Genomic DNA, 18,172 nt, shown 5'->3' with positions numbered 1-18,172 from the left:
ATCGACTGATGTCGCAGACGATTCAGCTCGACAGGGGGCAGACGACATGACCGGGACCCACTGGCTGGCCGAGTACGCCTGGCTGCCCGGCCACGCCGAGCCGACCGCCGACGTGCTGATCGAGACGACCGACGGGCGGATCACCGGGGTGACCCCGCTGACGGCCGGGAGCACGCCGCCCGCCGGGGTCGAGGTCATGACCGATGTCGAGCGGCTGCCCGGGCTGACCCTGCCCGGGCTGGCCAACGCGCACTCGCACGCGTTCCACCGGGCGCTGCGCGGGCGCACCCACGGCGGGCGTGGCGACTTCTGGACCTGGCGCGACCGGATGTACGCGGTGGCGCAGCGGCTGGACCCGGACTCGTACCTGGCCCTGGCCCGGGCGGTCTACGCCGAGATGGCGCTGGCCGGCGTCACCTGCGTCGGCGAGTTCCACTACGTGCACCACGACCCGGACGGCACCCCGTACGCCGAGGCGAACGCGATGGGTGCGGCGCTGGTCGAGGCCGCCGCGCACGCCGGGATCCGGATCACCCTGCTGGACACCTGCTACCTCACCGCCACGGTCGACGGGGAGCCGCTCGCCGGGCCGCAGCGGCGCTTCGGCGACGGCGACGCGCTGCGCTGGGCGGAGCGGGTCGACGCGTTCCGGCCCACCGACGACCACGTCCGGGTCGGTGCGGCGATCCACTCGGTGCGGGCGGTGCCGGCCGGGCAGCTCGCCACCGTGGCCGGGTGGGCCGACCGGCGTGGGGCGCCGCTGCACGTGCACCTCTCCGAGCAGCCGGCGGAGAACGACGCCTGCCGGGCCACGCACGGCTGCACCCCGGCCCGGCTGCTCGCCGACCGGGGGGCGCTCGGCCCGAACACCACGGCCGTGCACGCCACCCACCTGACCGGCGGCGACCTCACGCTGCTCGGGGACGCCGGCACGGGCGTCTGCCTCTGCCCGACCACCGAGCGGGACCTGGCCGACGGGATCGGCCCGGCCCGGCGGATGGCCGACGTCGGCCTGCCGCTCAGCCTGGGCAGCGACAGCCACGCCGTGATCGACCTCTTCGAGGAGGCCCGCGCGGTGGAGCTGGACGAGCGGCTGCGCACCCGCCAGCGCGGCCACTTCGCCCCCGCCGAGCTGCGCGACGCGGCCACCGTGGGCGGTCACGCCGCGCTGGGCTGGCGCGACGCCGGGCGGATCGCCGTGGGGGCACGCGCCGACCTGGTGACCGTACGGCTGGACAGCCCGCGCACGGCCGGCGTACCGCCGGTGGGGGTCTGGTTCGCGGCCGGCGCGGCCGACGTCACGCACGTCGTGGTGGACGGCCGGCCGGTGGTGCGCGACGGCCGGCACCTCACGGTCGACGTGCCGGCCGAACTGACCACGGCGATCGAGGAGGTGACCGCATGAGCAGTCTGCTGGTCGACGACATCGGCGAGCTGGTGACCAACGAGCCCGGGGGCGAGGGCGGACCGCTGGGCATCCGGCGGGACGTCGCCCTGCTGGTCGAGGACGGGCGGGTGGCCTGGATCGGGCCGTCCCGCGACGCGCCGGCCGCCGACCGACGCCTGGACGCGCAGGGCGCCGCCGTGCTGCCCGGCTTCGTGGACAGCCACGCCCACCTGGTCTTCGCCGGGGACCGGGCCGCCGAGTTCGCCGCCCGGATGGCCGGGCAGCCGTACACCGGCGGCGGCATCCGGACCACGGTCGGCGCCACCCGGGCGGCCGGCGACGACGAGCTGCGGGCCACCGTGCGGCGGCTGCACGGTGAGGCGCTGCGGCAGGGCACCACCACCATGGAGATCAAGAGCGGGTACGGCCTCACCGTCGCCGACGAGGCCCGCTCGCTACGGATCGCCGCCGAGGTCAGCGAGGAGACCACCTTCCTCGGCGCCCACGTGGTCCCGGCCGAGTACGCCGACCGCCCCGACGACTACGTGGGGCTGGTCTGCGGGCCGATGCTGGCCGCCGCCGCGCCGCACGCGCGCTGGATCGACGTCTTCTGCGAGCGGGGCGCGTTCGACGTGGACCACGCCCGCGCGATCCTCGCCTGCGGGCAGGCCGTCGGGCTGGGCGTGCGGGTGCACGCCAACCAGCTCGGCCCCGGGCCGGGCGTCCAGCTCGGTGTGGAGCTGGGCGCCGCCAGCGTCGACCACTGCACCCACCTCACCGACGCCGACGTCGACGCGCTGGCCTCCGCCCGGTTCGACTGCATGTGCGCTGACGGCCGGCACACCACCACCGTGGCGACCCTGCTGCCCGGCGCCGAGTTCTCCACCCGCTCGCCCTACCCGGACGCCCGCCGGCTGCTCGACGCCGGCGTCACCGTGGCGCTGGCGACGGACTGCAACCCCGGTTCGTCGTACACGTCGTCGATGCCGTTCTGCGTGGCGCTCGCCGTACGCGAGATGCGGATGACCCCGGCGGAGGCCGTCTGGGCCGCGACCGCCGGCGGCGCGCGGGCGCTGCGCCGCGACGACATCGGGCGGCTCGGCGTGGGGGCGCGGGCCGACCTGATCGTCCTCGACGCCCCGTCCCACCTGCACCTGGCCTACCGGCCGGGGGTGCCACTGATCCGCCAGGTTCTGCGCAACGGAGTGCCGCAATGACCGTGACCATCCTGCCCACCGGGATCTCCCCCGCCGACGTGCTCGCCGTGGCGCGCGGCTCCGCCAAGGTCGTCCTCGACCCGGCCACCGTGGACGCCATGACCACCAGCCGGTCCATTGTCGACGGCATCGAGGCCGCCGGCCGCCCGGTCTACGGCGTCTCCACCGGCTTCGGCGCGCTGGCGAACACCTTCGTCGCGCCCGAGCGGCGGGCCGAGCTCCAGCACGCGCTGATCCGCTCGCACGCCGCCGGGGTGGGCGCGCCGATGCCGCGCGAGGTGGTGCGGGCCATGATGCTGCTGCGGGTCCGCTCGCTGGCGCTCGGCCGCTCCGGGGTCCGGCCCCTGCTCGCCGAGGCACTGGTCGACCTGCTCAACCACGACGTGACGCCGTGGGTGCCGGAGCACGGCTCGCTGGGCGCCTCCGGCGACCTGGCGCCGCTGGCGCACTGCGCGCTGGTGCTGCTCGGCGAGGGCTGGGTGCTCGGCCCGGCCGGCGAGCGGCTGCCTGCCGCCGACGCGCTGCGCCGGGCCGGGCTGTCGCCGGTCGAGCTGGCCGCCAAGGAGGGCCTGGCGCTGATCAACGGCACCGACGGCATGCTCGGCATGCTGCTGCTGGCGATCCACGACGCCACGCACCTGTTCACGATGGCCGACGTCACCGCCGCCCTTGCCATCGAGGCGATGCTCGGCTCGGAGCGGCCGTTCCTGCCGGAGCTGCACGCCATCCGGCCGCACCCCGGGCAGTCGGCCTCGGCGGCGAACATCCACCGGCTGCTCCAGGACTCCCGGGTGATGGACTCGCACCGCGACGACCTCGCGCACGCGGTGCAGGACGCGTACTCGATGCGGTGCGCGCCGCAGGTCGCCGGGGCGGCCCGGGACACGCTGGACTTCGTCCGGACGGTGGCCGGGCGGGAGCTGGTCTCGGTGGTGGACAACCCGGTGGTGCTGCCCGACGGCCGCGTCGAGTCGACCGGCAACTTCCACGGCGCGCCGCTCGGCTTCGCCGCGGACTTCCTGGCCATCGCCGCCGCCGAGGTGGGCGCGATCGCCGAGCGCCGGGTGGACCGGCTGCTCGACGTCACCCGGTCCCGGGAGCTGCCGGCGTTCCTCTCCCCCGACGCGGGGGTCAACTCCGGGCTGATGATCGCCCAGTACACGGCGGCCGGGATCGTCGCGGAGAACCGGCGGCTCGCCGCGCCGGCGTCGGTGGACTCGCTGCCCACCAGCGGCATGCAGGAGGACCACGTCTCGATGGGCTGGGCGGCGGCCAAGAAGCTGCGCACCGTGCTGGACAACCTGACCAGCCTGCTCGCCGTCGAGCTGCTCGCCGGGGTACGCGGGCTCCAGCTGCGCGCCCCGCTCATCCCGTCGCCGGCCGGCCGGGCGGCCGTCGCGGCGCTCGGCGGGATCGCCGGGGAACCCGGACCGGACGTCTTCCTGGCCCCGCTGATGGAGGCCGCCCGGGTCGTGCTGGCCGGGCCCGAGCTGCGCGCCGCCATCGAGCGCGAGATCGGCCCCCTCGACTGACGGCCACCCCGGGCCGCCGTCACGACACGGCGGCCCAGGAGCCCGCGGGTGTCAGCCCGCCAGCACCGCCACCCCGATCAGCACGGGCACGGCGGTCACCGTCGACAGCAGGATCGAGTCGCGCGCCAGGACCGTGCCCCGGCCGTAGCGGATCGCGTAGACGAAGACGTTCTGCGCCGTCGGCAGGGCGGCGGTGACCGTGCAGGCCAGCACGAGGCCGGGCGGCAGCCCCATCGCGAAGCGGGCGACGAGGTAGGCGACGGCCGGCTGGACCACGGTCTTGAGGACGACCGCGAGCCGGACGTCGCGTCCGGTGTCGCCGGAGCCGGGCCGCGGCGCGCCGTGCAGGGAGAGGCCGTACGCGATCAGCGTCGCGGGCACCGCCATCGCCGCGACGAGTTCGATCGGCCGCAGGACCGGCTCCGGCGGCAGCCAGCCGGTCAGGCTGGCCGCGACGCCCAGCGCGCACGCGATGGTGACCGGGTTGGTCAGCGGCTGGAGCACCACCGTGCCGAGCGACGGCCTGCTTCCCGCCGTGGCCGCCTCGAGGAAGGCGAACGCGACGGGCGTCATGACGACCAGTTGGAACATCAGCACGGGCGCGACGAACGAGGCGTCCCCGAGGACGTAGACCGCGACGGGGATGCCGATGTTCGCCGCGTTGACGTACGACGAGGCCAGCGCGCCGATCGTCGCGTCCGCCACGGAGCGGCGCCAGCAGAGCCGCGCGACGGCGACGAACACCGACGCCACGGCGGTGGTGCTCGCCACCGTGACGACGAGGGCGGACGAGACGACCGCGGGCACGTCCGCCCGGGCCACCGTCTCGAACAGCAGCGCCGGGGTCGCGACGAAGAACGCGACGCGGGAGAGGACGGTGGCCGCGTCCGGCCCCAGCACCCCGCCACGGCCGAGGGCGTAGCCGACGGCGATGACGGTGACGATGACGGCGAACCCCGTCAGCACCCCTCCCACCGGGGCGGGTCCGTCAGCTCGCGGGCGGCAGCACCTTGGCGACCAGCTTGGCCAGCTCCCGCAGCGCCTTGCCCCGGTGGCTGACCGCGTCCTTCTCCTGCGGCGTCAGCTCCGCGTTGGTGCGGTCCTGCCCGTCGCCGAGGAAGATCGGGTCGTAGCCGAACCCGCCGTCGCCGCGCGGCGCCCGGAGCAGCCGGCCGCTCTGCCGGCCGTCGACCAGGTGCTCCTTGCCGCCCGGCAGGACCAGGGCCACCGTGCAGACGAAGGACGCGGCCCTGTGCTCGTCGGGCAGGTCCGCGATCTGGTCCAGCACGAGCTGGAGGTTGGCCTGGTCGTTGCCGTGCCGGCCGGCCCAGCGGGCGCTGAACACCCCGGGCATGCCGTTGAGGGCCTCGACGGCGATCCCGGAGTCGTCGGCGATCGTCGGCAGGCCGGTGCGCCGGCAGCCCTCCCGCGCCTTGATCAGCGCGTTCTCGCCGAACGTCAGGCCGGTCTCGGGCAGCTCCGGATATTCCTCGACGTCGTCCAGCCCGATCAGGGCGACGCGGTGCGCGCCGAGCGCGCCGTCGAGGATCCGCTGGAGCTCGACGAGCTTCTTGCGGTTACGGGTGGCGAGCAGCACCTTGTTCATCAGAATCCACCTTTGTTCGCGACTGTGGGGCCCGCAAGCTCACTCCTCGCGCTCACGGGAGGGAGAGCGCCTTCCGCTGGGCTTCGGCCAGTTCCACGCAGCCGGCGACGGCCAGGTCGAGCAGGGCGTCGAGCTGCTCGCGGGCGAACACGCCCGCCTCCCCGGTGCCCTGCACCTCGACGAACTCGCCGGTGCCGGTGCACACCACGTTCATGTCGACCTCGGCGGCGACGTCCTCGGTGTAGTCGAGGTCCAGCCGGGGCTCGCCGTCGATGATCCCGACGCTGATCGCGGCCACCGAGCGGTGCATCACCTTCTCCGGCTTGCCGGCCAGCGACTTGCGCCCGGCCAGCCAGGTCACCGCGTCGTGCAGCGCCACGTACGCGCCGGTGATCGCGGCGGTGCGGGTGCCGCCGTCGGCCTGGAGCACGTCACAGTCGAGCACGATCGAGTTCTCGCCGAGGGCCTTCAGGTCGATGGACGCCCGCAGGCTCCGCCCGATCAGCCGGGAGATCTCGTGCGTACGCCCACCGACGCGGCCCTTCACGCTCTCCCGGTCGGAGCGGGTGTTGGTGGCCCGCGGCAGCATCGCGTACTCGGCGGTGACCCAGCCGAGCCCGGAGCCCTTGCGCCAGCGGGGCACGCCCTCGGTGACGCTGGCGGTGCAGAGCACCCGGGTGCCGCCGAACTCCACGAGCACCGAGCCCTCCGGATGGGTGCTCCAGCCCCGGGTCAACGTCACAGGTCGGAGTTCGTCGGGTCGCCGCCCGTCAGGTCGCGCCATCCCTGCACCCTATGCGGTGCCCCGAGTGGTGCGCCCCGGGGAGTCCCGCCCCGGCACGGCGGCCGGTCAGATCTCGTAGCTGGCGCCGGGCCGGACCACCTCGAGCGGCCCGTCGAAGGCGGCGCCGGCCGACGCCACGGTGTGCGCCTCGCTGCCCCAGGCGGGCACGAGGTGGGTGAGCAGCAGCCGGCCCACCCCCGCCTTGGTCGCCACCTCGCCGGCTTCCCCGCCGGTCAGGTGCAGGTCCGGCGGGTTCTCCACGCCGTCGAGGTAGCTCGCCTCGCAGAGGAACGTGTCGGCGTCCTGGGCCAGCCGCAGCAGCGCGTCGCAGGGCGCGGTGTCCGAGGAGTAGCAGAGCACCCGGCCGCCGTGCTCCAGCCGGACGCCGTACGTCTCGACGGGGTGGTTCACCCGGTCGACGGTGACCGCGAACGGGCCGATCGGGAAGGTGCCGGGTTCCAGGGCGTAGAACTGGTAGACGTCCTCGACCGTGCCGTCCTCCTGCCCGTACGCGGCGGCCAGCCGGTCCGGTGCGCCGGCGGGGGCGTAGACGGGCAGCGACGGGTAGGGGCCGTCGGGGGCGTAGCGGCGGACCACCACGTACGTCACCGCGTCGAGGATGTGGTCGCAGTGCAGGTGGGTGAGGATGATGGCGTCGGGGGCGTGCAGCCCCGCGTAGCGCTGGAGGTTGGACAGCGACCCGGAGCCGAAGTCGACCAGCAGCCGGAAGCCGTCCGCCTCGACGAGGTAGGCCGAGCAGGGGGACTCGGGACCGGGGAAACTGCCCGCGCAGCCCAGGACGGTCAGTCGCATCGAGTCTTCTCACTGTAACTATGCGTAGTTTTCGCGTCGACGGTCCCGTTGTGGATGATCTTTACCGGCGCGTACACCACGCAGGGCAGCCTACGCGCGCCCGCGCGACGACAAGAGTCATCCACAGGAAGTTGTCACCAACGTGACACCCGCCCGGGCCGCCCACCCGGATCCGGTGACGAGACGGCGTCCGTCGGTAGCGCTGGGTGAGCGGGCCGGCCACGTCGCGGGGGCCGTGACGGGCGGCCCGGGCCACCGACGTGGGTCGGCGGCCCGGCCACTCGACGTCACGCCCAGAGCTGGCCCTCCAGGGCCTCCTCGGCGTCGGCGAGGGTGCCGCCGTACGCCCCGGTGGAGAGGTACTTCCAGCCGCCGTCGCAGACCACGAAGGCCACGTCGGCCCGCTGGCCGGCGCGGACGGCCTCGTGCGCCACCGCCAGGGCGGCGTGCAGGATCGCGCCCGTGGAGAAACCGGCGAAGATGCCCTCCACCTCGACGAGCTGCCGGGTCCGCAGCACCGCGTCGCGGGTGCCGACGGAGAAGCGCCGGGACAGCACCGACGCGTCGTAGAGCTCGGGGACGTAGCCCTCGTCGATGTTGCGCAGCCCGTAGACCAGCTCGCCGTAGCGCGGCTCGGCCGCGACGACCTGGATGCCGTCGACCTTCTCGCGCAGGTAGCGCCCGGTGCCCATCAGCGTCCCGGTGGTGCCGAGGCCCGCCACGAAGTGCGTGATCGTGGGCAGGTCGTGCAGCAGCTCCGGGCCGGTGGTCTCGTAGTGCGCCCGGGCGTTCCCCTCGTTGCCGTACTGGTAGAGCATGACCCAGTCGGGGTGCTCGGCCGAGATCTGCTTGGCGGTGGCGACCGCCTGGTTGGAGCCGCCCGCCGCAGGCGAGAAGATGATCTCCGCGCCGTACATCCGGAGCAGCTGCACCCGCTCGGTCGAGACGTTCTCCGGCATCACGCAGACCAGCCGGTAGCCGCGCAGCTTGGCCACCATCGCCAGCGAGATGCCGGTGTTGCCGCTGGTCGGTTCGAGGATCGTGTCGCCCGGCCGGAGCCGGCCGGCCTCCTCGGCCGCCCGGACCATGAACGTGGCCGCCCGGTCCTTGATGCTGCCGGTCGGGTTCCGGTCCTCCAGCTTCGCCCAGAGCCGCACCGGCGGCGCCCCGTCGGGCACCGTCGGCGAGAGCCGGGGCAGCCCGACCAGGGGCGTTCCCCCGCAGGCGTCGAGAAGGCTGTCGTACCGCGCCATGGCGACCGCCCCCGTCAGCGGGCGGCGGCGGCCGACCGCGCGGCGACCGCGGCGCCGTGCTGGGCGATCGCGGCAGCCGCAGCGAAGCCGAAAGCGCCACCGGCGACGGCCGGCAGGATGGTCACGCTGTCGCCGTCGTTGAGCTTGGCGTCCAGCGCACCCAGGAAACGGACGTCCTCGTCGTTGACGTAGACGTTGACGAAGCGGTGCAGCGCACCGGCGTCGGTGACCAGCCGGGCCTTCAGGCCGGCGTGCCGGGAGTCCAGGTCGGCGAGCAGGTCGCCCAGCGTGTCGCCGGCGCCCTCGACGACCTTCGCGCCGCCGGTGTAGCTGCGCAGGATGGTGGGAATGCGAACCTCGATGGCCATGGTGTCGTGCTCCTCGATGATGGTCGGGCGTGCCGAAGGGTGACGGGACGTGAACGGGTGTGACGGCGCTGGATCAGCGGCCGGAACACTCGTAGTCGACCGTCGCCGGGCTCTGCCCGAACATGTAGGACTGCACGGCGTGCGGGTCCACCCCCGCGTCCACGATCCGGACCGGCTCCTCGGTCACCACGCCGTCGACGATCCGGAAGGAGCGGATCTCCTCCGTGTCGGCGTCGCGGGTGGAGACCAGCAGGTAGTGCGCGCCGGGCTCACCGGCGAACGAGATGTCCGTGCGGGACGGGTAGGCCTCCGTGGCGGTGTGCGAGTGGTAGATGACGACGGGCTCCTCGTCCCGGTCGTCCATCTCGCGCCACACCCGCAGCTGCTCCATCGAGTCGAACTCGTAGAACGTCATGGAACGGGCCGCGTTGTCCATCGGAATGTGCCGGGTGGGGGTGTCGCTGCCGGCGGGACCGGCGACCACGCCGCACGCCTCGTCGGGATGGTCCCGCCGGGCGTGGGCGACGATCGCGTCGATGATCGACCGGTCGATGCTCAGCACGTGGTCCAGCCTAACGCGTACCTGCCGCGACCTTAAGGTGGTGCCGGTCACGCCTAGTCGATCAAGGCGTTGAGCAGGGATTCCTGAAGGTAGCCGAGGTACGCGTAGACCGACAGTTGGAACACCCGGCTGGAGGTCGGGTCCTCGGCGACCGCGTCGTCGAGCTCCTCGCCGAGGTCGGTGCCGTCCTTGATCTCCAGCCGGACGCCCATCGCCAGCCGGGCGTCGTTGAGCGCCCGCAGCCACGCCTCGGCCGCCTCCGCGTCGAGACGCACCTCGCCGCCGGCCTCGTCGGGCAGCGACGCGAGGATCGCGCCGGCCTGGTCGATCTTGGCGGTCTTGAGGTCGCCCTCGGTGTAGCGGCGGAACTCGGCCGTGCCGGACGGGTCCTCCGGGTAGACCTCGGGAAAGAGCCGGCCCACCACCGGGTCGGTGTGGTCGAAGCCGTCGGTGAGCAGCCCGACCACCTCGGATGCCACCTTCCGCAGCACCCGCACCTCGTCGACGGCGAAGGTGACGACGTAGCGGTCGCCCTGGCGACGGAACATGCTCACGACCGGTCCACCGTCGCCCACAGCCCGTACGCGTGCAGCTGCGACGCGTCGTGCTCCATCCGCTCCCGGGCGCCGCTGGAGACCACGGCGCGGCCCTTGTGGTGCACGTCGAGCATGAGCTGTTCCGCCTTCTCCCGGCTGTAGCCGAAGAGCTTCTGAAAGACCCAGGTCACGTACGTCATGAGGTTGACCGGGTCGTCCCACACGATCGTCACCCACGGCCGGTCGGACGCCGGCACCTCATCGGTGTCCGGCGTCTCGACAGGTGCAACCTGCGGAGCCGCCATGCCCCCCATCGTGCCACCGGACTCGGCGAACCGAGGAACCGGAACGCCGGGCGGGCGTGGATCGCCGCGTCCTGCCTGGTCAAGGGCGTCGGCGGCAGCGGGCGGCGGCCGCCCGGTGCCGACGCCGCAGGCGACCGGAGCGCCCTCAGGCGAGCAGGATGCCGTGGTCGACAGCATCGGAGAGCACCCCGTCCAGCGAGAGGCGGACCACCTCGAACCGCCGGGACACCTCCCGGCACAGTTCCAGTTCGATCTCCCGCAGCGCGCGCTGCGCCCAGGCACGGGCGGCGTTGGGGTCGTGGTTGCCGGGGCTGCGCCAGTGCTGCCAGCAGCCGCCCGAGAGGGCCACGGCGACCGGCGGGAGCACCTCCCCGCGCGCCACGCCCGGATAGCTCGCCAGCGTGTCGGTCGCGCCGGTCCCGGTCAGCCCCGCCACGCCGCCGGTGCTGGTGACGAGCAGCACGCGGTCCAGCTCGTGCTCGCGCCGGTGCTCCGTCAGGCCCCAGCGCACCGGGACGTCGAGGCGCCGCCGGACGCCCGCCGGCAGCGGCGCGCCGAAGACCCGGCCGGCGACCTCCTCGACGAGCCCGCGCACCGCCTCGTCGCACTGGGCGGTGGCCAGCAGCGACAGCGCCTCCATCTCGCGGTCGAGCAACTGCGGCAGGCCGGCGCAGCCGACCCCGAAGACGATCTCCTGCACCACGCGGAGGTGGATGTTCGCCACCTCCAGGGCGAGGTGCTGGCGGATGCGCCGGGCGGAGGACCGGGCCTGCCGGTCGAGCTGCTCCGACCAGCCACCCGGGTCGGCCACCACCGGCACCCGGCCGTGCGATCCCGGCAGCTCCGGCGGCTCGGCGCTCGCCCGTCGCAGCCCCTCGTCGGCGGCCCAGCCGACCAGCGCCCGGCGCAGGTCCGCCCCGTCACCCCCGGCGTCGATCGGGAACCAGCGGGCGTCGGCGAGCCCGGGCACGGCGGCCAGCAGGGCCGCCCGGTGCGCCTCGACGGTGACCGCGACCGGGTCCACCGGTGCGGGAGCCGACCCGACGGACGCCCCCGTGCCCTCCGTCGTGGCCGCGCCCTCCGGCACCGGGGCCCAGCCGCCCGCGCCCGGGGTGACCGCGAAGACGACCCCGACGCCGGCACGGGCCAGGTCGGCGAGCAGGTGGAGCTCGACTGCGGTGAAGGCCTGGTCGGCGGCGATCACGAAGAGCACCGCCCCGGACCGGCCCGCCGCGTCGAGCAGCAGCCGGCCGCCGGCCGCCCCGAGGGCACCCGTGTCCGGCGTGTCGACGAGGCTGAAGTGCCGCAGCAGGGGCTCAGGCAGGCTCAGCTCGACCCGACGCGGCGGGCGCGCGAGCGCCGGCCCGGCGGCCAGCCGGTCGGCACCGTAGGAGTGGGGCTGGCGGTAGCCGGGCACGTAGGCGGCCCGCGTCGGCACCTGGGAGTGGCGCACCACGAGCCAGCTGCCGGCGGGCACGGCGAGCATGGCGGGATCGAGCTGGAGCAGGCGGGCGAGCACCTCGCGCCGCCCCGCGGCGGCCGGGCCGACGCCGATCACGGCCAGCGGCTCCTCCGGGCGGGGCTCGGTCACCCCCAGCCGGACGGGCAGCCGGTCCCGACGGGGCAGCTCGGCGGATTCGCCCATGTCGTCGGGGCTGTCGACGGCGGGGAGAGGACCGGGCTTCATCGAAAGCGGCCTCCCGTGGCAGGCGACCGGCAGCGGCCGGCCGCATGGAATCGTCCGGTGACGGCACCCGGATGCCGGAAGAGTACGGGCGGCCAGGGCCCCGAACCGAACACTTCGAATACTCAGAGGTAATCACGACGCTACTCAACTTCGGTGCGTGACGATGTGCACGCGGACGGATTCCGGTCGATATGCTGCCCCGATGAGTCGGTGGGGGTTCGTCGGCCGAACGGATGAGCTCAACCGTCTGCTGTCGGCGGTGACCGGCACGGAGCGGCGGGGCATCTTCTTCAGCGGCAACGCGGGCATCGGCAAGAGCCGCCTGCTGCGCGAGGGGATGGCGGCCCTCCCCCGCGACGGGTACGCCGTCTGGACGATCGCGGCCAGCGCCACCACGGCCGCGCTCCCCTTCGGCGGTCTCGTCCAGGTGCTCCCGACGGAGCAGCCGCAGGGCCTGTCCCCCGCCGGCATCCTGCGCTGGGCGGTGGACGTGCTGCAACAGCAGGCGGCCGGCCGCCGGATCGTGCTCGCGGTCGACGACGCGCACCTGCTCGACCCGCCGTCGGCGGCGCTGGTGCACCTGGTGGCCCGCTCCGACAACGCCACGGTCGTCGGCACGTCACGCGACGGCGAGCAGCTCCCGCTGCCGATCCGCGCCCTGTGGACCGACGGCCTGGTCGACCACGTCGAGCTGAGGCCGCTGCCGCCGGCCGAGACCACGCGGCTGCTCTCCGCGATCCTGGAGGGACCGGTCGACGCCACCTCCGCCGACCGGCTCGGCAGGCTCTCCGAGGGCAACCCGCTGCTGCTGCGCGAGCTGGTCTTCGCCGCCGACCGCGGGGAGCTGACCCGCACGTACGGGATCTGGAAGTGGACCGGCCGGCTGGAGCTGGCGCCCAACCTGAGCGACCTCATCGACGTGCGGATCGGCCAGCTCACCCCGGGCGTACGCGGGGTGGTGGAGCTGGTCGCCTTCGGTGAACCGCTCGGCCTGCACCTGCTCAACCAGGCCGCCGACCCGGTCGACGTGGAGACCGCCGAGGAACGCGGGCTGATCGCCGTGGAACACGACGACCGCCGGGCGAACGTGCGGCTGGCCCACCCGCTCTACGGCGAGGTGATGCGCCGCCGCTGCCCCGTCAGCCGGACGCGACGGTTGCAGGCCCGCCTCGCCGAGCTGCTGGAGCTGGTCGGCAAGCGACGCCGCGACGACCTGCTCCGGGTGGCCGTGTGGCGGCTCGACTCGGGCACCGCGCAGGATCCGGCCCTGCTGCTCGACGCGGCCCGGCAGGCGTTCGCCCGCTACGACGTACCGCTGGCGACCCGGCTGGCCCGCGCGGCGCTCGACGCGGGCGGCGGCTTCGACGCGGCGGAGCTGCTGGCCACCATCCTGATGTTCGCCGACCGGCCGGACGAGGCGATCGGAGTGCTGGACGCGGTCGCCGCCGACATCGAGGGCGACCGGCGGCTGAGCCGCTGGCTGACCGTGCGGGGCATGGTCAGCTACTGGGGGCTGAGTCGGGAGTCCACGGTGGAGGAGATCGCCGCCCGCCGGTCGACCCTGACCGACTCCGCCGACCAGGCCCGGGTGCTGGCCTTCGAGGGCATCATGCGGCTGCACCGGCTGGACACGGGCATCGCGCTGCGGCTCGGGCAGACGGTGCTGGACCGGCCGGCCGCGAGCGTCGCCGCCCGGGAGCTGGCGCGCAGCACGATCGCCCACCTCCAGGCCGCGCAGGGGCAGCTGCACCGCAGCGCCACCGCGATCAACCGGGTGCAGGCCGAGGCGGCCCGGTGGCGGGCGGACATGCCGTACCTGCAACTGGCCCTGGAGCTGGCCCGGGGCACCCGGCTGGCGCTCGCGGGCGACCTGGCCGGCATCGACGCGATCGTGGCCGACGAGTTCGCCGACCTGGCCGGGGCCGGCGACTTCCGGCTCGGCACCGGCTACCTGGCCATCCTCCAGGCGTACGCGGCCCGGCTGCGCGGCCAGAGCGACGCGGCGCTGCGGACCAGCCTCGGCGCCTGCGCGGTGCTCGCCACCAGCCGGGTCTACGCGGGACTGGCCCAGGCCGAACGGGCCCAGGCGGCGGCGCTGCGGGGCGACGCCGCGCAGGCGGCCGAGGCGATGGCGGAGGCCGACCGCACCCACGCCCCGGGCATGATCGTGCTGTACCCGTGGCTGGAGCAGGCCCGGGGCGCGGTGCTCGCGGCCGGTGGCGACGTGTCCGGCGCCGTCAAGCACCTGAGCGGGCTGGCCGACCGGCTGCGCGCGGACGGCTTCGCCGGCCACGAGGTGCACGTGCTGCACGACCTGGTCCGGCTGGGCCAGGCGAGCGCGCCGCTCGGCCCGACCTGCTCCGACGGCGGCCAACGCACCGTCGCGCAGCGGCTCGCCGAGCTTTCCGAGCGGGTCGACGGGCTGCTGCCCCCGCTGCTCGCCCGGCACGCCCGGGCCGCCGCGGGCGGCTCCCCCGACGAGCTGCTGGCGGTGGCCGACGGCTTCGACGCGCTCGACCTGGCCGTCTACGCGGCGGAGGCCACCGCCACCGCCCTGGACCGGCTGCGCCGGCGACGGTCCCCGGCGGCGGCTGCGGCCCGGGAACGCCTCGCCGCCCTGCTGGGCCGCTGCGACCTGGTCCGTACCCCGGCGTTGCAGGCCGGCTCCCCGGCGCTGAGCGACCGCGAGTGGCAGGTGGCCCGGCTCGCCGCCGACGGGGTGACCAGCCGGGTCATCGCCGAGCGGCTCTATCTCTCCGCCCGCACCGTGGAGAACCACCTCCAGCGGATCTACGGCAAGCTCGGCGTCGCCGGCCGGGCCGAGCTGCGGGCCGCCCTACGGGCGATCCCGGGCCACGAGGGCGGCGATGGCGGGTGAACCCTAGGCTGGGGCGGTGAGCACCCTTCGCCCCGCGCTGCTGACCGACCACTACGAGCTGACCATGGTCAGTGCCGCCCTCCGCGACGGCTCCGCCGACCGCCGCTGCGTCTTCGAGGTGTTCAGCCGCCGGCTGCCCGCCGGCCGTCGCTACGGGGTGGTGGCCGGCACGGGCCGGCTGATCGAGCTGATCCGCGACTTCCGCTTCGACGCCGACGAGGTCGACTTCCTGCGGCGTACCGGGGTGGTCGACGAGCAGGCCGCCGCTTGGCTACGCGACTACCGATTCACGGGCGACATCGAGGGCTACGCCGAGGGCGAGCTGTTCTTCCCCAGCTCGCCGATCCTCACCGTCTCCGGCGGCTTCGCCGAGTGCGTGGTGCTGGAGACGCTCATCCTCTCCGTGCTCAACCACGACAGCGCCGTGGCCGCCGCCGCCGCGCGGATGGTCACCGCGGCGCGCGGGCGGACCCTCATCGAGATGGGCTCCCGGCGCGCGCACGAGGAGGCGGCGGTGGCCGCGGCGCGGGCCGCCTACCTGGCCGGTTTCCGGTTCACCTCGAACCTCGCCGCCGGGCTGCGCTACGGCATCCCGACCGCCGGCACGGCCGCGCACGCGTTCACCCTGCTGCACTCCGACGAGCGGGCCGCGTTCGCCTCGCAGGTCGCCACGCTGGGCAAGGACACCACGCTGCTGGTCGACACGTACGACATCAGCCAGGGCATCCGCAACGCGATCGCGGTGGCCGGGCCCGATCTGCGGGCGGTGCGGATCGACTCGGGCGACCTGGCGGTGATCGCGCAGCAGTCCCGCGAGCTGCTCGACTCGCTGGGCGCCACCGAAACCAAGATCATCGTCTCCGGCGACCTCGACGAGCACGCCATCGCCTCGCTCGCCGCCGAGCCGGTCGACATGTACGGCGCGGGCACCGCCGTGGTCACCGGCTCCGGCGCGCCCACCGCCGGGCTGGTCTACAAGCTCGTCGAGGTCGAGGGCCGCCCGGTGGTCAAGCGCTCCGAGCACAAGGCCACCATCGGCGGCCGGAAGGCGGCCGTACGCCGGCACAAGCCGACCGGCACCGCCACCGAGGAGATCGTCGTACCGCAGGGCGTGCCGGACCCCCGGCCCAACGACCGGCTGCTCCAGCACTCGTTCCTGGCCGGCGGCGAGCCGGTCGACCGGCCGACCCTGGACGAGTCGCGGGAGCACCTGCGACAGTGCCTGATCTCCATCCCCTGGGAGGGCCTCAAGCTCTCCGCCGGCGACCCGGCCATCCCGGTCACGGTCGTCCCGGCCGACTGACGAAGGAGCAGCAGGTGAGCAACGCGCTGATCATCGTGGACGTGCAGAACGACTTCTGCGAGGGCGGCTCGCTGGCCGTGGGCGGCGGGGCCGGCGTGGCGGCCGGGATCACCCGGCTCCTGGCCGCCGAGCCGGACCGCTGGGACCACGTCGTCGCGACGAAGGACCACCACGTCGACCCGGGCGCCCACTTCGGCGACCCGCCGGACTTCGTGGAGTGCTGGCCGCGGCACTGCGTGGTGGGCACCCCGGGCGCGGAGTTCCACCCCGACCTGGCCACCGACCGGATCGAGGCGATCTTCCACAAGGGCGCGTACGCGGCCGCGTACTCCGGCTTCGAGGGGCACGCCGAGGGCGGCGAGAGCCTGGCCGACTGGCTGCGCCAGCGCGGCGTGGACCGGGTCGACGTGGTGGGGATCGCCACCGACCACTGCGTACGGGCGACCGCCCTGGACGCCGCCCGGGAGGGCTTCGCCACCACCGTCCTGCTGGACCTCACCGCCGCCGTCGCCCCGCCCACCACGGACGTCGCGCTGCGGGCGATGGACGGCGCCGGGGTGACCCTGCGCGGGGAGCCTGTGATCAGGGCCGCATGAGGCCGTAATTCGTTGGCGGGTGTCGTACCTCCGGCCGAGGATGTCCGGCGGAGGTACGCACCGACATGAACCTGAAGCCTTACCGGGAGGCGCTCGCCCTGCCCGGTCTCCGGTCGTTGCTGCTGGTGTCGGTGCTCGCCCGCGTCCCGCTCACCGCCACCGGGGTGACCCTGACGTTCTACGTCGTGCTCGACCTCGGGCGCGGCTATGGAGCGGCCGGGCTCGTCGGCGCGGCGATCACCGTGGGAGCCGCGATCGGCGGCCCGCTGCTCGGCCGCCTGGTCGACCGGCGTGGCCTGCGGCCGGTGCTCGTGCTGACCGGGATCGCCGAGGCCGCCTTCTGGTCCACCGCGCCGATGCTGCCGTACCCGGTGCTGCTGCCCGCCGCGTTCCTGGCTGGCTCGCTCGCCCTGCCGATCTTCTCGGTGATCCGGCAGTCCATCGCCGCGATGGTGCCGCCGGAGCGGCGCCGCCCCGCGTACGCGCTGGACTCGATGTCGGTGGAGCTGTCGTTCATGGTCGGCCCCGCGCTGGCCGTGGCGGCGGCCACCGCGATCTCCCCGCGCACCACGCTCTACCTGGTGGGCGCCGGCATCGTCGCCGCCGGCGTCGCGTTCTGGGTGCTGAACCCGCCCGTCCGGGGCGGCGGCGAGCCGGCCGGGCCGCAGCCCCGGGTGCCCCGCCGCTCGTGGCTCACCCCGCGCCTGCTCGCCGTGCTGGCGGTCAGCGCCGCCGGCATGCTGGTGCTCGGCGGCACCGACGTGGCGGTGGTCGCCGTGCTGCGGGAGAACGGCGACGTCGGGTGGACGGGCGCCGTCCTCGCCGTCTGGGCGGTCGCGTCGCTGGTCGGCGGCTTCGCGTACGGGGCGGTCACCCGCTCCTTCCCGCCGCTGATCCTGATGGCCGCGCTCAGCCTCTGCACCATCCCGGTCGGGCTGGGCGGGGCGCACTGGTGGCTGCTCTGCCTGGCGCTGATCCCCGCCGGGGCGCTCTGCGCGCCGACCATCGCGGCCACCTCGGACGCGGTCAGCCGGCTGGTCCCCGCCTCCGTACGCGGCGAGGCGATGGGCCTGCACGGCTCGGCGGTCACGATCGGCATGGCGGTCGGCGCGCCCCTCGCGGGCGCCGTCATCGACGCCTCCGCACCGGCCTGGGGCTTCGCGGTCACCGGGACGGTCGGGGCGCTGGTGGCGCTGGCCGTGCTCCCGATCGAGCTGCGCCGCCGCCGCACCGCCGCCACCCTCGCGCCCACCCCGGAACTCGTCCCGACCCCCGCCGCCTGACCCGGCGCCCCCGGCCCGACGGTCCTGGCTGAGCGGCCCTGGTCTGGCGGGGCAACGGGCAG

The 18,172-nt window shown here is 74.7% G+C and carries 17 protein-coding genes; 7 read left to right on the top strand and 10 right to left on the bottom strand.

From position 1 onward, the window contains the following. Positions 1-46: 46 nt before the first annotated feature. Genes EV374_RS10135 through hutH form a run of 3 tightly spaced genes read left to right on the top strand, consistent with a single transcriptional unit; the run spans position 47 to position 4,136 of the window. The gene (locus EV374_RS10135; RefSeq protein ID WP_132233870.1) at positions 47-1,405 is read left to right on the top strand and encodes a formimidoylglutamate deiminase; all 1,359 of its coding nucleotides are present in this window, start codon (positions 47-49) and stop codon (positions 1,403-1,405) included. Next, positions 1,402-2,604 (top strand): imidazolonepropionase, encoded by a 1,203-nt coding sequence (gene hutI, locus EV374_RS10130; RefSeq protein ID WP_132233868.1) that lies wholly within the window; start codon positions 1,402-1,404, stop codon positions 2,602-2,604. The genes EV374_RS10135 and hutI overlap by 4 nt, the downstream gene beginning before the upstream one ends. After that, a complete protein-coding gene (gene hutH, locus EV374_RS10125; RefSeq protein WP_132233866.1) occupies positions 2,601-4,136 on the top strand; it encodes a histidine ammonia-lyase in 1,536 nt (511 codons plus the stop codon). The genes hutI and hutH overlap by 4 nt, the downstream gene beginning before the upstream one ends. Before the next feature lie 51 nt (positions 4,137-4,187). Here hutH and EV374_RS10120 read toward each other — a convergent pair whose 3' ends face one another. From EV374_RS10120 to EV374_RS10075, 10 genes are all read right to left on the bottom strand, one after another. After that, positions 4,188-5,102, bottom strand: a complete 915-nt coding sequence (locus EV374_RS10120) for an AEC family transporter (RefSeq protein ID WP_132233864.1) — start codon at positions 5,100-5,102, stop codon at positions 4,188-4,190. Between the two features lie 22 nt (positions 5,103-5,124). Next, entirely contained in the window at positions 5,125-5,742 is a 618-nt protein-coding gene (gene rdgB, locus EV374_RS10115; protein WP_132233862.1) for an RdgB/HAM1 family non-canonical purine NTP pyrophosphatase, read from the bottom strand. Positions 5,743-5,794: 52 nt separating this feature from the next. Next, positions 5,795-6,526, bottom strand: a complete 732-nt coding sequence (rph, locus tag EV374_RS10110; RefSeq protein WP_132233860.1) for a ribonuclease PH — start codon at positions 6,524-6,526, stop codon at positions 5,795-5,797. 66 nt (positions 6,527-6,592) lie between these two features. Next, complete coding sequence (locus EV374_RS10105; RefSeq protein ID WP_132233858.1) at positions 6,593-7,339, bottom strand: MBL fold metallo-hydrolase; 747 nt, start codon at positions 7,337-7,339, stop codon at positions 6,593-6,595. 287 nt (positions 7,340-7,626) lie between these two features. Then, entirely contained in the window at positions 7,627-8,592 is a 966-nt protein-coding gene (locus tag EV374_RS10100; RefSeq protein ID WP_132233856.1) for a PLP-dependent cysteine synthase family protein, read from the bottom strand. Between the two features lie 14 nt (positions 8,593-8,606). Further along, complete coding sequence (locus EV374_RS10095; RefSeq protein WP_132233854.1) at positions 8,607-8,960, bottom strand: MoaD family protein; 354 nt, start codon at positions 8,958-8,960, stop codon at positions 8,607-8,609. 73 nt (positions 8,961-9,033) lie between these two features. Beyond that, positions 9,034-9,522 carry a M67 family metallopeptidase gene (locus EV374_RS10090; protein ID WP_132233852.1) on the bottom strand — a complete coding sequence of 163 codons (489 nt, stop codon included), beginning with the start codon at positions 9,520-9,522 and terminating at the stop codon, positions 9,034-9,036. Positions 9,523-9,575: 53 nt separating this feature from the next. Then, positions 9,576-10,070 carry a DUF2017 domain-containing protein gene (locus EV374_RS10085; RefSeq protein WP_192581321.1) on the bottom strand — a complete coding sequence of 165 codons (495 nt, stop codon included), beginning with the start codon at positions 10,068-10,070 and terminating at the stop codon, positions 9,576-9,578. A 2-nt stretch (positions 10,071-10,072) separates the two neighbouring features. Beyond that, the gene (gene clpS, locus EV374_RS10080) at positions 10,073-10,363 is read right to left on the bottom strand and encodes an ATP-dependent Clp protease adapter ClpS (protein WP_089001780.1); all 291 of its coding nucleotides are present in this window, start codon (positions 10,361-10,363) and stop codon (positions 10,073-10,075) included. A 145-nt stretch (positions 10,364-10,508) separates the two neighbouring features. Further along, complete coding sequence (locus EV374_RS10075) at positions 10,509-12,050, bottom strand: P-loop NTPase family protein (RefSeq protein ID WP_132233850.1); 1,542 nt, start codon at positions 12,048-12,050, stop codon at positions 10,509-10,511. A gap of 202 nt (positions 12,051-12,252) precedes the next feature. On the opposite strand from EV374_RS10075, the gene EV374_RS10070 reads away from it, so the two are divergent. The 4 genes from EV374_RS10070 (at position 12,253) to EV374_RS10055 (ending at position 18,110) form a co-directional block, all read left to right on the top strand. Beyond that, entirely contained in the window at positions 12,253-14,928 is a 2,676-nt protein-coding gene (locus tag EV374_RS10070) for a helix-turn-helix transcriptional regulator (RefSeq protein ID WP_132233848.1), read from the top strand. Positions 14,929-14,944: 16 nt separating this feature from the next. Next, a complete protein-coding gene (locus EV374_RS10065; RefSeq protein WP_132233846.1) occupies positions 14,945-16,231 on the top strand; it encodes a nicotinate phosphoribosyltransferase in 1,287 nt (428 codons plus the stop codon). Between the two features lie 14 nt (positions 16,232-16,245). Next, complete coding sequence (locus EV374_RS10060) at positions 16,246-16,827, top strand: isochorismatase family protein (protein ID WP_132233844.1); 582 nt, start codon at positions 16,246-16,248, stop codon at positions 16,825-16,827. A 65-nt stretch (positions 16,828-16,892) separates the two neighbouring features. Continuing rightward, on the top strand, positions 16,893-18,110 hold the full coding sequence (locus tag EV374_RS10055; RefSeq protein WP_132233842.1) for an MFS transporter: 1,218 nt from the start codon (positions 16,893-16,895) through the stop codon (positions 18,108-18,110). Positions 18,111-18,172 lie beyond the last annotated feature (62 nt).

The organism is Micromonospora sp. CNZ303 (assembly GCF_004345505.1).
The sequence above is the reverse complement of the archived record's forward strand: the minus strand, read 5'-3'. Positions and strand labels throughout refer to the sequence as shown.

Bases quoted from the DNA above. Each gene is read 5' to 3' on its own strand.
- EV374_RS10070 (WP_132233848.1), top strand. From the start codon at position 12,253: ATGAGTCGGTGGGGGTTCGTCGGCCGAACGGATGAGCTCAACCGTCTG.
- rdgB (WP_132233862.1), bottom strand. From the start codon at position 5,742: ATGAACAAGGTGCTGCTCGCCACCCGTAACCGCAAGAAGCTCGTCGAG.
- EV374_RS10105 (WP_132233858.1), bottom strand. From the start codon at position 7,339: ATGCGACTGACCGTCCTGGGCTGCGCGGGCAGTTTCCCCGGTCCCGAG.
- EV374_RS10135 (WP_132233870.1), top strand. From the start codon at position 47: ATGACCGGGACCCACTGGCTGGCCGAGTACGCCTGGCTGCCCGGCCAC.
- EV374_RS10075 (WP_132233850.1), bottom strand. From the start codon at position 12,050: ATGAAGCCCGGTCCTCTCCCCGCCGTCGACAGCCCCGACGACATGGGC.
- hutI (WP_132233868.1), top strand. From the start codon at position 1,402: ATGAGCAGTCTGCTGGTCGACGACATCGGCGAGCTGGTGACCAACGAG.
- EV374_RS10055 (WP_132233842.1), top strand. From the start codon at position 16,893: ATGAACCTGAAGCCTTACCGGGAGGCGCTCGCCCTGCCCGGTCTCCGG.
- EV374_RS10100 (WP_132233856.1), bottom strand. From the start codon at position 8,592: ATGGCGCGGTACGACAGCCTTCTCGACGCCTGCGGGGGAACGCCCCTG.
- hutH (WP_132233866.1), top strand. From the start codon at position 2,601: ATGACCGTGACCATCCTGCCCACCGGGATCTCCCCCGCCGACGTGCTC.
- rph (WP_132233860.1), bottom strand. From the start codon at position 6,526: ATGGCGCGACCTGACGGGCGGCGACCCGACGAACTCCGACCTGTGACG.
- EV374_RS10085 (WP_192581321.1), bottom strand. From the start codon at position 10,070: ATGTTCCGTCGCCAGGGCGACCGCTACGTCGTCACCTTCGCCGTCGAC.
- EV374_RS10095 (WP_132233854.1), bottom strand. From the start codon at position 8,960: ATGGCCATCGAGGTTCGCATTCCCACCATCCTGCGCAGCTACACCGGC.
- clpS (WP_089001780.1), bottom strand. From the start codon at position 10,363: ATGGCGGCTCCGCAGGTTGCACCTGTCGAGACGCCGGACACCGATGAG.